Genomic DNA, 13,012 nt, shown 5'->3' on the forward strand with positions numbered 1-13,012 from the left:
TGAGTCATCTCACCGCCAACAGCCTCAGCCTTCGCTGGCGATCCCCGCTTCCAGCCACTTCATCACGCGCAGCGCCTCGTCGGCGGGCGTCGGGTTGGCACTGCCGGAACGGATGCAGTCGCGCAGCCGCGCATACCAGGCCGGGTAGTCGCCATCGCGGCCCTGGTGGATACCGGCGACCAGCACCTGCTCCCCATCGCCGGCCTCCCTTGCCGTTTCCAGCACCGTGAGCATGCCCGGGCGCGGGTCGCGCCCCCATTGCTGCGCAAGCCGCTCGGCCTCGTCACGGGCCGGGAAGCTGCCGGCCTTGAGACATGCCTCCTGAGGATCGAGACCGAACGTCACGTAACTGCCGCGCGTGCCGTGGACGGCGAAACGTGCCGTCGGTGCGGCCGCCAAGGCACTGGCGTGCAGCTCGACCACCAGCGAGGGATAGATGGCATGCGAGGCATAGCTCAATACGGCATGGAAGAAATCATCGGTGACGGCTCCCTCGCGCTGGGTGCGACGCGTCAGTTGGATACTGGCAGGCTCGCCGAACAGGCACAGCGCCTGATCCAGCAGATGTGGCCCGAGGTCGTACCACAGGCCGCTGCCGGGCAGGGCCTGCTCACGCCAGCGGTCCGGCACGCTGGGGCGGAAGCGGTCGAAATGGGACTCCATGTGGGCGATGCGCCCCAGGGTACCGCCCTCGATCAGCTCGACCAGCGTCAGAAAATCGGCATCGAAGCGACGATTGTGGAACACCGCCAGCACCCGCTCTGCCTGCTCCGCCTCTCGGGCCAGCGCCTCACCCTCGGCCAGCGTGACAGTGAAGGGCTTGTCGACCACCACATGCTTGCCAGCCGCCAGCGCCGCACTCGCCAGGGGATAGTGGGTCTCGTTGGGCGTGGCGATGATGACGAGATCGATGTCCTGACGCGCCAGCAGTGCCTCGGGAGTGGCTTCCACCTCGAGCTCGGGACGTTCGACCTTGACCACCTCGGGACGCGAGGTCGAGAGCGCGACCAGCGCCAGGCCTTGCGTCGCCTCGATCAGTGGCGCATGGAAGGTACGCACCGCCATGCCATAACCGATCAGGCCGACGCGAATGGCGTTGCCTTGTGTCTGGGAGGGCGCGGCATCGGAATTCATCGTGGCGCTCATCGGACGTCCTTGTCTTTCATGCTGTCGTGGAGACCGAGAGCCGTGGGCTCTCGGGTGTTGTAGCGCCATCCTAGCAGGCTGCACGTCACGGCATAGCCCCGGCATGCGCCTTTAATACCGCAGTATTTATAAGCTAAGACTCATGTAGGTGTGTCGGCGCTCACATCAGTCATGCGCGGCTTGCGAGTGCCGGCCTCGCGTGCGTGTGATCGGCTCTGTCCACTCCCCCCATCACATCTCTCATGGCCTTGCCTCCTGTCAGACTCCCGACGGCAGGACCACTTGAAGTTCACTCCGGCCGGCCGCAGGAAAGACGGTATCCCGCCGAGTCATCGCTTGAGGATCGCTCTCTCGAGATGATAGCTCGGCCTGCTGCATTCGTTCCCCCGAAAAAGGAGTCGCCAACATGCGCAAGACGCTCATCATCGGTGCCAATGGCAAGATCGGTCGTCAACTCTGCGAGAAGGCCCAGGCCGCCGGCGAACCCATCGTCGCCATGATCCGCTCGACGGACCAGCAGGGCTGGTTCCATGAACGCGGCATTCCGACCGTCATGGGAGACCTGGAAGGCGAGATGCGCCAGGCGTTCTATGGCTGTGACCAGGCAGTGTTCGTCGCGGGGTCCGGCCCGCATACCGGCCCTGACAAGACATTGACCATCGACCTGCACGGTGCCATGCGCACTGCGGAACTGGCCGCGGAATTCGGCCTCTCGCGGGTGATCCAGGTCAGCTCGATCCGCTCCGAGACCCCGCTGGCAGGCCCGGCGGCCATGCGTCCCTACTTCGCGGCCAAGAAGGCGGCGGATCTCTGCCTGGCCGAGAGCGGACTGCGCCACGTCATCGTCAAGCCGGGCCGCCTCACCGAGGAAGCCGGCAACGGCAAGCTGACCCAGGACGCGGAGAAGTCCGACGAGATGCAGGTCTCACGCGCCAACGTGGCGGAATTCCTGCTGGGCGTGATGCAGGCGCGCGAGATCGGAGGTCGCCATCGCAAGGCACCGGTCTTCACGCTGTTCGATGGTGATCAATCGGTCTCCAGCCTGCTGCAGGACGCTGCTGCCACGGTCTGAAGCCGCATCTGGCGCAAGCGACGCACCGCCACCGGCGGCGTCATCGCCACTCGTTCGGCCAGCTGCCGACGCCCGCACGCAGCCCGTGCGGGCGTCGGAGTCTCTGGCCGCTTTCCCCCCATGCGTCATGTCCGTATAGTGAGCCACTGACCCCGCCAACAGAACTTCCGAAATGCTGCAGAACAATTCGCTGCTGGCGCAGCTGAAAGATCAAATCCGCCAGGAAATTCCCCGTGTCACGGGGGTGATCAAAGGCACCGACAAGGGCTTCGGCTTCCTCGAGTGCGAGGATGGCGAGTCGTATTTCGTGCCGCCGCCCGCCATGAAGCAGGTGCTGCACGGTGATACCGTCGAAGCGACCGTCAAGGTCGAAGGCGAGAAGAAATCCGTACAGCCGGAAGTGCTGATCGAGACGGGTGTCGACCGCTTCGTCGCTCGTGTCGGCAAGCGTGACGGTCGCCTCAACGTGATGCCGGATCACCCGTCCATCAACACGCGCATGAAAGCGCGCGTGAAGCGCGGCATCAATGAGGAAAGCCTCAATGATGGCGACTGGGTCGTGGCTCGTCTGCTGCGTCACCCGATGCGCAAGGATGACCGCAGCTTCTTCGCCCAGATCGAGGAAGTCATCGCCGAGGTGGACAACCCGCGCGTGCCGTGGCGTGTCACCCTGGCGCGTCACGCGCTGGAACAGGCCTCTCCGGAGGGCGGCAACGACTGGCCGCTGCTGGAGGAAGGTCTGACCCGCGAAGACATGACTCACGTACCCTTCTTCACCATCGATGGTGAGAAGACCCGTGACATGGATGACGCCCTGCACATCGTCGAGCGCCCGGAAGGCGGCTGGACCCTGAGCATCGCCATCGCTGACCCGACCGCCTATGTGCCGGAAGGCAGCCGCGTGGACGAAGAGGCGCGCACGCGCTCCTTCACCGTCTACCTGCCGAGCCAGAACGTCACCATGCTGCCGGAAATCCTGGCCGATGACCTGTGCTCGCTGAAGGAAGGTGAAGACCGTCCGACGCTGATGTGCATCGTCGACATCGACACCGACGGCGTGATCGGTGAGCCGAAGTTCTTCGCGGCCACCATGCGCTCGCATCACCGCCTGACCTACGACAACGTCTCTGACTGGATCGAAGGCCAGGAAGGCAGCTGGAAGCCGGAAACCGAGGAGCTGGCCGAAGGCCTGCGTCAGCTGGAAGCCTTCACTCAGGCGCGTATCGCCTGGCGTGCACGCAACTCCCAGATCTTCCGCGAGCGTCCGGACTTCGAATTCGAGCTGGATGAGGAAGGCAACGTGCTCAACGTGCGTGCCGACCATCGCCGCATCAGCAATCGCATGATCGAAGAATCCATGATCACCGCGAACCTGAGCTGCGCACGTCTGCTCTCCAAGCACATCGGTCACGGCATCTTCAACGTGCACCAGGGCTTTGCACCGGAGAAGTACGACGACACCATCGAATTCCTGGCCACTCAGGAGATCACCGCGACGCCGGAACAGCTGGGCAGCCTGGAAGGCTATCGCCTGCTGCGTCAGGAGCTGGACAGCCGCGAGGATACCTGGCTGGACGTGCGCATGCGTCGCTTCCAGGGCTACACCGTGATGTCTGCCCAGCCGGGCCCGCATTTCGGTCTGGGTCTCGAGGCCTATGCCACCTGGACTTCGCCGATCCGCAAGTACGGCGACATGGTCAACCATCGCCTGATCAAGCGCGTGATTCTGGGTCAGGATGCTCCGGCCGAAGCCACCGAGCAGCTGACCGAACACCTCAGTGAACGTCGTCGTCTCAACCGCATGGCTGAGCGCGACGTCAAGGACTGGCTCTACGTGCGTTACCTGACCAAGGCCGCCGAAGAGCAGCAGGTCTTCACTGGCGAGATCATCGACATCCGCCGCGGTGGCATGCGTGTGCGCCTGGAAGAGAATGGCGCCAGCGTCTTCATTCCGGCACCGCTGATCCACACTGATCGCAAGAAGGTCGCGATCGATGACAAGGAAGGCCGTGTGCGCATCGAAGACGAGCTGCGTTACTCCCTGGGCGACATCATCAAGGTCTCCTTGACCGAAGCCCGTGAAGAACGTCGTTCACTGGTGGGTCGTCCGGCCGAATAAGCCGCGACCTGCTCACCGCCGTCTGACAGGATGGCGGCACCCCACGCCCCGGAGCGCTCTGCGCCCGGGGCGTTTTCGTTGCTGAAACGTAACGTATTCATAGCGTGATCGTATCGTGATAAATTGTAATTTTATGAAACAGAAAATCACGCTACACTCATTTCATCGAGACACGAGGCATCCACACTCCTCGCGCCAACGTTGATTGAGTCAAGTACCGAGTCAGTCATTGCCATCTGTCCATGCTGCCACTTGCCGTGAGAGGACCTCCCATGAAATTCCATCGCTCGCCTGCTGCCTCACAGCGTCATGCTGCAGAACACGCCGCCATCGTGCGCCAGCCGGCCATGGTCCTGGCACGTATCACCGATCAGCCGTCAGATGGCCACTCGCGTGACGCGGTCACGCCACAGCGACAGCGTGAGATCCAGCAGGAGGCGATGGAGCATGTGGCCATGCTGCTGGAGCGGGACCGCCGCCGGACACGCAATCGCCTGCTGCTCGCAGCCGGCATGCTGCTGAGCCTCGTGTTGCTCGCCAGTCAACGTCCCGCCGAGCCCGAAGCCGCCTTCTCCCAAGAGCTGGGCCAGGCGATGTCCTCCCTGTCCGCTCAATCATTCTCATGAGTCCTGAGGCACTCCCAGGCGTAGTCCGCGTCTGAGAAGGCCTCGGGAATCCATCCGCGTATCCCCCTGAATTCCTGTAGTGCACGCAACTTTCCCATCCGGCTGCCCGGGTGGGATTTTTTTTGCCATGGCATGGCCAGGTGTCCCGTCGCTTCTCCCTTTTTCACTCTCTCCCTTTTTCACTATCTCCCTTGATCACTTTCTTCCAGTATCACGTCCTTCCCGCATCAGTCCCCTGAATCCCCTACCCGCATCACTCCCCTGAATCACTCCCCCCGCATCACGTTCTGTCTGCACCGCGGCTCACCAACGCCGCAACCGTGTTGTGCCCGCGAGCGCATTCGCTGCTGGGCCAGCATGACGCCTCCTCGGCTGGCATCGCACAAAATCCTCCGGCCGCTGTCACATGGGTCACGCCATCCATGGCGTAGGGTTGGCGTCTCACTCTTGAGTGCAGGGGGTAGCCAGCGACCGGAAAGCAGAGCCAGTTGCGCAACATGACTTCCGCGTTCCCAAAAGCCTACTTGAAGCCCACCCCTCTCCCCCCCAGATCAATAGCAGACTCAGACTGGGCACAAGAATTGACCTTTCGGCGCTGTCTGCCAGAAAACACAACGGAATCAAATAGATGCTCCACGTTGCAGACATGACGATGTTTCATGCGCCGTCCAGCGGCGGCGTGAGAACCTATCTGGAAGCCAAGCGACGACGCCTACGAAGCCGACCAGGCATTCGTCACAGCCTGCTGGTTCCCGGAGAGTCCTCCAGTGTCAGCGATGACCTCTATCACGTCCCGGCACCCCCGATACCCTTCGGCAATGGCTACCGCTTCCCGCTGAGGCGTGGAGGCTGGGTCAGCACCCTGCTGGCACTGCAGCCGGACGTGATCGAGGCGGGTGACCCCTACGTCACCGCCTGGGCGGCATTGGATGCAGGCCGCAAGCTGGATGTCCCGGTGATCGGCTTCTATCACTCGGATCTGCCACGTCTGATCACCAACCGTCTCGGCGAGTGGTCGGGGGCCAATGTCGATCGCTATGTGCAGCGCCTCTATCGCCATTTCGATCGCGTGCTGGCACCCAGTGACGTGATGGCGAGGCGACTGGATCGACTCGGGGTACGCAATGTCCACATCCAGCCACTGGGCGTCGATCTGAACACCTTCCACCCCGATTGCCGGGATCAGGACCTGCGACGTGAACTTGGCCTGGCGGATCACGTGCGACTGCTGGCCTTCGCCGGCCGCGGTTCACGCGAGAAGAATCTCGACGAGCTGCTGGAAGTCGCCCGTCTGCTTGGCCCGAATTATCATCTGCTGTTGATCGGCTCCGGGATGCCTCGCCACCTGCCGGACAATGTCAGTGTCACCGGCCATTTCTGCAGCAGCGCGGAGGTGGCAAGACTGGTCGCCTCCGTCGATGTGCTGTTGCATGCCGGCACACAGGAGACCTTCGGTCTGGTCGTGCTGGAAGCCATGGCCTGCGGCACGCCAGTGGTGGCCGCTCGCGCCGGTGCGCTGGCGGAAAATGTTCCGCTGGGCTGTGGCCAGCTGTGTGATCCTCATGCACCGCATGCCATGGCGCGTGCCGTTCAGGACATCTTCGCCAATGACCCGGCGGCCCTGGGTCGCCAGGCGCGTCGTCATGTGGAGAAGCACCATGACTGGGACCGCGTGGTGGATGGACTGCTCGATCACTATCGCGCCGTCACCGGCACTCAGCTGCAACCGATACTGGAAGAGGTGACACATGGGTGAGTCTCCAGCCGCCAGAAAGCATTTCCTGCTGGTCCTCCACGACATCGCTCCCGAGACCTGGCAGGACTATCGCGACTTCGTCAATCAGATGGATGAGCTGTGTCAGGAGCGACTTGGCCATCCCTGCCCGATCACCTGGCTGGTGGTGCCGGACTTCCACCATCGCAACCCTCTCGAGAGTGCTCCCGAGTTCATTGCCCTGCTGGAGGCCCGCAGACAGCAGGGCGATGAGCTGGCGCTGCATGGTTTTCATCATTGCGATGATGCGCCGCCGCCCCGCACGCCACGCGATTACGTGATGCGCCGCGTACTGACCTGGGAAGGCGAGTTCTATCCCCTCGATGAGAGCGAAGCCAGACGGCGTCTTCAGGAAGGCGCTGCCCTGTTCAAGCGGCTCGGCTGGCCGCTGTCGGGCTTCGTGGCACCGGCCTGGTTGATGAGTGACGGCACACGGCGCGCCCTGCAGGCATTGGACTTCCAATACACCAGCGACCCTCAGCACCTCTATCGCCTGCCGGACTTCACCCCCATCGATGCTCCGGGACTGGTGTGGAGCGCGCGCTCCGCGCCGCGGCGCGCCATGTCCCGCTGGGTCACGGAACGCAAGATGGCGCGTGAGCGTGACGCCGATGTCCTGCGCCTCGGACTGCATCCGGTCGACATGCGCCACACGGGCTCGCGAGACTACTGGGCACGACTTGTCACACGGTTGCTGGATGATGGCTATCTGCCGATGACCAAGCTCGATTGGCTGACACACAAGGGGCTGCTCACCGCCGATCGACGGAATGCCGACAGTGCTGCCTGAGTTCCCGCAGCATGCCCTGGGCACCATGCCCTTCCACCCATCGCCTGAACACGAGAATCCACCATGAATCGCGCCCTGTGGATGCTGGGAGCCGGCCTGGTGCTGGTCATCGCCGTGCCGCTGGTGCTGGGCGGCAGTGGGCTGGGGAGCCAGCTGCGCCAGTTCCCCCTCGAGACCTTCGCGCTGATGCTGGGCATGATCGTGATGTGCTGGAACCTGAATGCCGGACGCCTGCGCCTGCTGCTGGCCGGGCGTGGCGGCCACCTAGGACAGCGGCGTGCACTGGGCATGGTGATGGCCACCGAGTTCGCCATCAGCGCCACGCCGGGTGGCAGTGGCGGCCCGCTCACTCTCATGGGGCTGCTGGCACGTCAGGGGGTACGCCCGGCACACGCCTCGGCGGTGTTTGCCGTCGACCAGATGACCGACATGCTGTTCTTTCTCTCGGCGCTCGCCAGCATCGGGCTCTACGCACTGTCGCATACCATCGATCTACGCCTGGGCTGGATGCTGGCCGTGCCGGCGCTGCTGCTGATCTTCGGCTTCGGCCTGCTGGCGGCGCTCGGCAAGCATCATCGACGATTGATCAAGGCCAGTGGCCGCCTGCTGCGCTGGCTCAAGGTACGCCATCGTTCGCGCCTCAGACTGGCGCGTGCCTTGATCCATTTCCGCCATGCACTGATCGAGACGCTCGCCCTGCCTCGCCTGACGTTGAGCCTGATCTTTCTGCTGTGCTGCGCCCATTGGCTCTTGCGCTATTCCATCCTCTATCTGGCCGTCGCGGGACTTGGGCGCGACATCGACTGGAGCTGGACCTTCATCGTGCAGATGCTCTCGCTCGCCGCCGGGCAACTGACGCTGCTGCCCGGTGGTGCAGGCGGTGCCGAACTCTCGTCCACGGCACTGCTGGGGCCTGTCATCGGTGCCTCCACCGCCGCTGCCGCCGTCGTCATCTGGCGCGCCGTCACCTTCTATTTCTACCTGATCGCCGGTGCCCCGGTGTTCTTCGTGATGGCGGGACGCGGCATGCTGGCCCGCCTGCTCAATCGTCGCTCGCCCTCGGCCTGACCCCCCAGCGACCCACCTCTGCCGGACAGCTCCAGCGCATCATCATTCATTTCCATTGCTCATCGCCATTTGGATAAGTGTTTGTTATGGTAATGATTCGATGTTGAACGTCCATACAATAACCACATCCAAGGTGATCCCACATGTCCGGCTCCCCTCATTTCCTGACTCACCGCTCACTCACGCGTCTTGGCGTGATGGGCGCATTGCTTGTGACCACGGCCTCCACTGCCCTCGCCGATGACGCGACGCTGCGCAGCATCGACCCCGGCCATGGCACCGACAAGGTCGTCGTGGCTCACCGTGGTGCCTCGGGCTACCTGCCCGAGCACACGCTGGCCGCCAAGTCGATGGCCTATGCCCAGGGTGCCGACTTCCTTGAGCAGGACGTGGTGATGAGCAAGGATGATCAGCTGGTGGTGCTGCATGATCGCTTTCTGGATCGCGTGACCAATGTCGCCGATGTCTTCCCGGACCGCGCTCGTGAGGATGGCCGCTACTATGCCATCGACTTCACCCTGGATGAGCTGCGCAAGCTGGCCTTCAGCGAGGGCTTCACCGTCAAGGATGGCGAGCGTGTCACGGATTACCCCGAGCGCTTCCCGCTGGGCAAGTCCCACTTCGGTCTGCATACGCTGAGCGAGGAGATCGAGATGATTCAGGGCCTGAATCACTCCACGGGCCGTGATGTCGGCCTGTATGTCGAGATCAAGGCCCCCTGGTTCCATCAGTCCGAGGGCAAGGAAATCTCCAGAGCCGTTCTCGAGACGCTCAAGCAGTACGGCTATGTGGACCATGACGACAATGCCATCGTGCAGGTCTTTGATCCCAATGGACTCGAACGCATCCACGACACGCTGCAGCCCGAGCTGGGCATGGACCTGCGACTGGTGCAGCTGATGGGCGAGACCAGCTGGGACATGACCTTCCAGCCGGGCTCGGATGGCAAGCTCGAGCCCTACAGCTATGACTGGATGTACCAGGATGGGGCCATGCAGCGGATTGCCGGCTATGCCGATGGCATCGGGCCGTGGAAGCCGATGGTGATCGAGGATAGCTCGACCCGGGACGACATCAAGGTCACGCCGCTGGTCAAGGAAGCGCATGCAGCAGGCCTGATCGTGATGCCCTATACCTTCCGGCTTGATGAGGGTCGCATCCCTGACTGGGCCAGCGATTATGATGACATGCTGCGCGTGTTCTTCGTCGACGCCGATGTCGATGGCGTCTTCACGGACTACCCGGACCGCGCGGTACAGTGGCTCAAGCACAACGGCGAAGCCCTGTAGGACTCACGGCAGGACGGCTTGCAGAAATGCGAGCGGTGACACATGAAAAAGCCGGACTCCTCAGGGAGTCCGGCTTTTTTCGTCCTGCGCAATGTCAGAAACGGATGTCAGTGTCTGATGTCAGTGCTCGTGTCAGTGTCGTCCAGACTGGGAGGATCAGCGCTGAAACGTGGCGTCTTCACGTCTCATTGCCCCGCTGCCTCGGCCGCCAGGCCCTTGAGCAGTCCACCGATCTTGTCCAGCGGCAGCTTGCAGTCATCCAGATCATGACGATTGGCCAGATACTGCGGATCATTCCACTCGATCACGCTGCCCCCTTCCACGGCACGGATCAGCATCTTCTGCGGGAGATCCAGCGCAGCCGAACCATTGCACTGCATCAACAGGGTACCGACCTTGGGGTTGCCGAAGATGACGGTATGCGTGGCAGGAAGCTCCATCCCCACCTTCTCGGCACCCGCCTCATGCTCGATGACGCTGAACAGCGTCAGCCCCTTGGCCTCGAGCGCCTTCTCCAGACGCGCCTGGACGGTGGCGACATCCTCACGACTGGTCACGGACTCGATGCCCTTGGCAGGCACCTGCATGCTCGCCGAGGCTTTAGGAGCGGACGCTGCCGCCGCGCCGGAATCTGCACTGGCCATCAGCGGAATGCCGGTAACCAACGGCAGAGACAGCAGCGCCAGCAGGCGGGCGGAACGCGTGACAGCGGGGAAGGTCTTGAGCATGGAACATCCTCATCAGTGAGTCGTGTTTCGCCGTGGGGCATCTGCACGTGTCGCTTGGTCAGGTGCCAATGAACCTCATCAGATTAGCAATTGCTTGATCCAAACGCACCTGCCGTCTGGAGTGGCGAAGGCGATGTGATGCGCATTTGCATGAGCTATCGCTCCCGACAATGACTCCCTCACCGAGTGACAGACATGAAAAAAGGGCAGACCCGGTGGGTCTGCCCTTTCGGTGACATGCGCTCAGCGTTGCCGCCGAGCGCTGTCAGGAGATCACAGGCTTACCAGCCAGTGACTTCCTTGATGGCATCGCCGATCTCTGCGAGTGAACGCACAGTCTTGACGCCAGCTTCTTCCAGAGCCGCGAACTTCTCGTCGGCAGTACCCTTGCCGCCGGAGATGATGGCGCCTGCATGGCCCATGCGCTTGCCCGGAGGCGCAGTCACACCAGCGATGTAGGAGACGACCGGCTTGGTGACGTTCGCCTTGATGTAGGCAGCCGCTTCTTCTTCAGCGGAACCGCCGATCTCGCCGATCATGACGATGGCTTCGGTCTTCGGGTCCTTCTCGAACAGCTCGAGGATGTCGATGAAGTTGGAACCCGGAATCGGGTCGCCACCGATACCGACACAGCTGGACTGACCGAAACCGTGGTCAGTGGTCTGCTTGACGGCTTCATAGGTCAGGGTGCCTGAACGAGACACGATACCAACCTTGCCCGGCTGGTGGATGTGACCCGGCATGATGCCGATCTTGCACTCACCCGGAGTGATGACACCCGGGCAGTTCGGACCGATCAGACGCGCGCCCAGCTCGTCGCACTTGACCTTGACTTCCAGCATGTCGAGAGTCGGCACGCCTTCGGTGATGCAGACGATCAGCTTGATGCCTGCATTGGCCGCTTCAAGGATGGAATCCTTGCAGAACGGTGCCGGCACGTAGATGACGGACGCTTCAGCGCCAGTCTCGGCAACAGCTTCCGCGACGGTGTTGAACACCGGCAGGCCCAGGTGAGTCTGACCACCCTTGCCCGGCGTCACGCCACCGACCATCTTGGTGCCGTAGGCGATGGCTTGTTCAGAGTGGAAGGTACCCTGGCCGCCAGTGAAGCCCTGGCAGATCACCTTGGTGTTCTTGTCGATCAAAATGCTCATTACTTGCCCTCCGCAGCTTTGACAACCTGCTGCGCCGCGTCAGTCAGGCTGGTAGCAGCGATGATGTTCAGACCGCTTTCGGCCAGCTTCTTGGCGCCGAGTTCAGCGTTGTTGCCTTCCAGACGCACCACGACCGGCACGTTGACACCGACCTGCTCGACGGCACCGATGATGCCTTCGGCGATCATGTCGCAACGCACGATGCCGCCGAAGATGTTCACCAGAACAGCCTTGACGTTGTCGTCGGACAGGATGATCTTGAACGCTTCTGCAACGCGTTCCTTGGTAGCACCGCCACCCACGTCGAGGAAGTTGGCCGGCTTGCCGCCAGACAGGTTGACGATGTCCATGGTGCCCATCGCCAGGCCTGCGCCGTTGACCATGCAGCCGATGTTGCCGTCGAGGGCAACGTAGTTCAGTTCGAACTTGGCAGCATGCGCTTCACGCTCGTCTTCCTGAGACGGATCGTGCATCGCCTGCAGGTCCGGGTGACGGTAGACGGCGTTGGCATCGATGTTGATCTTGCCGTCGAGGCAGTGGAGGTTGCCTTCGTCGGTGATGACCAGCGGGTTGATTTCCAGCAGCGCGAAATCCTTGTCGGCGAACATCTTCGCCAGACCCAGGAAGATCTTGGTGAACTGCTTGATCTGGGTCGGGTTCAGACCCAGCTTGAAGGCCAGTTCACGCGCCTGGTACGGCTGAGCGCCGACCAGCGGATCGATCTCGGCTTTCAGGATCTTTTCCGGTGTCTCTTCGGCAACCTTCTCGATTTCCACGCCGCCTTCGGTGGAAGCCATGAAGACGATGCGACGAGTGGTACGGTCGACGACGGCACCCAGGTACAGTTCTTCGGCGATGTCGGTGCAGTTCTCGACGAGAATCTTGGTGACCGGCTGACCATTCGCGTCAGTCTGGTAGGTCACCAGGTTCTTGCCCAGCCACTGGGAAGCGAAGTCGGAAGCGGCTTGTGCGCTCTCGACCAGCTTGACGCCGCCGGCCTTGCCGCGGCCACCTGCGTGGACCTGTGCCTTGACGACCCACTTGTCGCCGCCAATCTTCTTGCACGCTTCAGCAGCGTCTTCCGGGGTGTCAACGGCGAAGCCCTTGGACACCGGCAGGCCATAGTCGGCAAACAGTTGTTTTGCCTGATACTCGTGAAGGTTCATCGTGTCATGCCATTGGTTGCATTAGACTCGAACGGCAGTCGCGAGATGCGGCTGCCACCGTTCGCCCCGGCCTGGCCGGG

At 62.5% G+C, this 13,012-nt stretch carries 11 protein-coding genes; 7 read left to right on the forward strand and 4 right to left on the reverse strand.

Features of this window, described 5'->3' with window-relative positions; genetic code table 11:
* Positions 1-24 precede the first annotated feature (24 nt).
* Positions 25-1,146: an oxidoreductase gene (locus tag HXS65_RS07895; protein WP_255304455.1), complete on the reverse strand. Its 1,122-nt coding sequence runs from the start codon at positions 1,144-1,146 to the stop codon at positions 25-27.
* Positions 1,147-1,552: 406 nt separating this feature from the next.
* Here HXS65_RS07895 and HXS65_RS07900 point away from each other — a divergent pair, with 406 nt between their 5' ends.
* The 7 genes from HXS65_RS07900 (at position 1,553) to glpQ (ending at position 9,884) form a co-directional block, all read left to right on the forward strand.
* A complete protein-coding gene (locus HXS65_RS07900; protein WP_077379241.1) occupies positions 1,553-2,218 on the forward strand; it encodes an NAD(P)H-binding protein in 666 nt (221 codons plus the stop codon).
* A 172-nt stretch (positions 2,219-2,390) separates the two neighbouring features.
* Positions 2,391-4,337, forward strand: coding sequence for an exoribonuclease II (locus tag HXS65_RS07905; RefSeq protein WP_136939002.1), 1,947 nt, complete (start codon positions 2,391-2,393; stop codon positions 4,335-4,337).
* A 272-nt stretch (positions 4,338-4,609) separates the two neighbouring features.
* A complete protein-coding gene (locus HXS65_RS07910; RefSeq protein ID WP_176493621.1) occupies positions 4,610-4,963 on the forward strand; it encodes a hypothetical protein in 354 nt (117 codons plus the stop codon).
* Positions 4,964-5,609: 646 nt separating this feature from the next.
* Entirely contained in the window at positions 5,610-6,719 is a 1,110-nt protein-coding gene (locus HXS65_RS07915; protein ID WP_077379411.1) for a glycosyltransferase family 1 protein, read from the forward strand.
* Positions 6,712-7,527: a DUF2334 domain-containing protein gene (locus HXS65_RS07920; protein ID WP_176493622.1), complete on the forward strand. Its 816-nt coding sequence runs from the start codon at positions 6,712-6,714 to the stop codon at positions 7,525-7,527. Before HXS65_RS07915 ends, HXS65_RS07920 begins: the two co-directional genes overlap by 8 nt.
* Positions 7,528-7,590: 63 nt before the next feature.
* Positions 7,591-8,595, forward strand: coding sequence for a lysylphosphatidylglycerol synthase transmembrane domain-containing protein (locus HXS65_RS07925; protein ID WP_084209307.1), 1,005 nt, complete (start codon positions 7,591-7,593; stop codon positions 8,593-8,595).
* 143 nt (positions 8,596-8,738) lie between these two features.
* On the forward strand, positions 8,739-9,884 hold the full coding sequence (gene glpQ, locus HXS65_RS07930; protein WP_205632712.1) for a glycerophosphodiester phosphodiesterase: 1,146 nt from the start codon (positions 8,739-8,741) through the stop codon (positions 9,882-9,884).
* Positions 9,885-10,069: 185 nt separating this feature from the next.
* Here the strand turns inward: glpQ and HXS65_RS07935 are convergent, their stop codons facing one another.
* The 3 genes from HXS65_RS07935 to sucC all read right to left on the reverse strand — a co-directional run bounded on the left by HXS65_RS07935 (position 10,070) and on the right by sucC (position 12,932).
* On the reverse strand, positions 10,070-10,612 hold the full coding sequence (locus tag HXS65_RS07935; protein ID WP_176493623.1) for a DUF302 domain-containing protein: 543 nt from the start codon (positions 10,610-10,612) through the stop codon (positions 10,070-10,072).
* Positions 10,613-10,893: 281 nt separating this feature from the next.
* Positions 10,894-11,766 carry a succinate--CoA ligase subunit alpha gene (gene sucD, locus HXS65_RS07940; RefSeq protein WP_065392579.1) on the reverse strand — a complete coding sequence of 291 codons (873 nt, stop codon included), beginning with the start codon at positions 11,764-11,766 and terminating at the stop codon, positions 10,894-10,896.
* Entirely contained in the window at positions 11,766-12,932 is a 1,167-nt protein-coding gene (gene sucC, locus HXS65_RS07945; protein ID WP_077379231.1) for an ADP-forming succinate--CoA ligase subunit beta, read from the reverse strand. The genes sucD and sucC overlap by 1 nt, the downstream gene beginning before the upstream one ends.
* Between the last annotated feature and the right edge of the window lie 80 nt (positions 12,933-13,012).

This window comes from Cobetia sp. 5-25-4-2, from assembly GCF_013374075.1.
Lineage (GTDB): Bacteria > Pseudomonadota > Gammaproteobacteria > Pseudomonadales > Halomonadaceae > Cobetia > Cobetia marina.

Excerpts from the sequence above, each read along its gene's own strand:
- HXS65_RS07905 (WP_136939002.1), top strand. The coding sequence starts at position 2,391 with ATGCTGCAGAACAATTCGCTGCTGGCGCAGCTGAAAGATCAAATCCGC.
- HXS65_RS07915 (WP_077379411.1), top strand. The coding sequence starts at position 5,610 with ATGACGATGTTTCATGCGCCGTCCAGCGGCGGCGTGAGAACCTATCTG.
- HXS65_RS07935 (WP_176493623.1), bottom strand. The coding sequence starts at position 10,612 with ATGCTCAAGACCTTCCCCGCTGTCACGCGTTCCGCCCGCCTGCTGGCG.
- glpQ (WP_205632712.1), top strand. The coding sequence starts at position 8,739 with ATGTCCGGCTCCCCTCATTTCCTGACTCACCGCTCACTCACGCGTCTT.
- HXS65_RS07900 (WP_077379241.1), top strand. The coding sequence starts at position 1,553 with ATGCGCAAGACGCTCATCATCGGTGCCAATGGCAAGATCGGTCGTCAA.
- HXS65_RS07920 (WP_176493622.1), top strand. The coding sequence starts at position 6,712 with ATGGGTGAGTCTCCAGCCGCCAGAAAGCATTTCCTGCTGGTCCTCCAC.
- HXS65_RS07910 (WP_176493621.1), top strand. The coding sequence starts at position 4,610 with ATGAAATTCCATCGCTCGCCTGCTGCCTCACAGCGTCATGCTGCAGAA.
- HXS65_RS07895 (WP_255304455.1), bottom strand. The coding sequence starts at position 1,146 with ATGAGCGCCACGATGAATTCCGATGCCGCGCCCTCCCAGACACAAGGC.
- HXS65_RS07925 (WP_084209307.1), top strand. The coding sequence starts at position 7,591 with ATGAATCGCGCCCTGTGGATGCTGGGAGCCGGCCTGGTGCTGGTCATC.
- sucD (WP_065392579.1), bottom strand. The coding sequence starts at position 11,766 with ATGAGCATTTTGATCGACAAGAACACCAAGGTGATCTGCCAGGGCTTC.
- sucC (WP_077379231.1), bottom strand. The coding sequence starts at position 12,932 with ATGAACCTTCACGAGTATCAGGCAAAACAACTGTTTGCCGACTATGGC.